This is a genomic window from Acidovorax sp. KPB24-03 (assembly GCF_057546605.1).
Window position 1 is genome coordinate 1 of sequence record NZ_BAAJYR010000674.1, and the last position, 1,296, is coordinate 1,296.

General features: G+C 70.9%; 1 protein-coding gene. It reads right to left on the minus strand.

From position 1 onward, the window contains the following. Positions 1 to 94: 94 nt before the first annotated feature. A complete protein-coding gene (gene purM, locus AC27KI_RS25090; protein WP_487091190.1) occupies positions 95 to 1,168 on the minus strand; it encodes a phosphoribosylformylglycinamidine cyclo-ligase in 1,074 nt (357 codons plus the stop codon). Between the last annotated feature and the right edge of the window lie 128 nt (positions 1,169 to 1,296).

The window sequence follows — 1,296 nt, forward strand, 5'->3', positions numbered from 1 at the left end:
CGTGGGAGCCGCCCGCACGGGGCCGGCGGCAGAGGGCGGAACGTCGTGCGGTGCGAGCGGCTCCATCATGGGCGGCGGGGTGCGGCTGAGGGGGTCAGCCCACCACCACGGGCGCGCCGTCGCCGCGGTCGGCGATGGTGCCGATCGTGTAGACCGTCTCGCCCAGCGAGCGCAGCGTGGCGGCCGTGGCTTCGGCTTCGGACGCCGAGACCACCACCACCATGCCGATGCCGTTGTTGAAGGTGCGGTTCATCTCGATGTCGTCGATGCCGGCCGTCTTCTGCAGCCAGGCGAACAGCTCGGTCTGCGGCCAGCTGCCGGCTTTCAGGTGGGCGGCCAGGCCCTCGGGCAGCACGCGCGGAATGTTCTCCAGCAGGCCGCCGCCCGTGATGTGGGCCAGGGCCTTGATGCCGCCGGCCGATGCCGCATCCTGCGGCGCGGGGTGCTCGGCCAGCGCGGCCAGCACGTTCTTCACATACAGGCGCGTGGGTTCCATGACCGCTTGCTTGAACGGCTTGCCGTCCAGCGTGGCGGGGGCTGAATCGCCGGCCCGCTCGATGCACTTGCGCACCAGGCTGAATCCGTTGGAGTGCACGCCGGCCGAGGCCAGGCCCAGCACCACGTCGCCGGCCGCCACGGCCCTGCCGGTGAGGATCTTGGATTTTTCGACCGCGCCGACCGCAAAGCCGGCCAGGTCGTACTCGCCGGCGGGGTACATGCCCGGCATTTCGGCCGTCTCGCCGCCGATCAGGGCGCAGCCCGAAAGCTCGCAGCCCCGGGCGATGCCGCCCACCACGGCCGCGGCCGTGTCCACGTCCAGCTTGCCGCAGGCGAAGTAGTCGAGGAAGAACAGCGGCTCGGCACCCTGCACCAGCACGTCGTTCACGCTCATGGCGACCAGGTCGATGCCCACGGTGTCGTGCATGTTCCATTCGAAGGCCAGCTTGAGCTTGGTGCCCACGCCGTCCGTGCCGCTCACCAGCACCGGCTCCTGGTAGCGCTTGGGCACCTCGAACAGGGCGCCGAAACCGCCGATGCCGGCCAGCACGCCCTCGCGCATGGTCTTCTTGGCGAGCGGCTTGATGCGCTCGACCAGCGCGTCGCCGGCATCGATGTCGACGCCAGCGTCTTTGTAGGAGATGGGGGTGGAGGAGTCGGAGGAGCTCATGGAAGGGTTCGTGAGTGCTGGTGGGCCCGCGCGGCGGGCTGGAGCGGCGGATTTTAAAGGCCCCGCCCGCCTGGCCCGCCAATGCCCCCGCAGGGCCGGCGGATGGCGTGGCCGCGGGTGGCCCGTGG

Bases quoted from the DNA above. Each gene is read 5' to 3' on its own strand.
- purM (WP_487091190.1), bottom strand. From the start codon at position 1,168: ATGAGCTCCTCCGACTCCTCCACCCCCATCTCCTACAAAGACGCTGGC.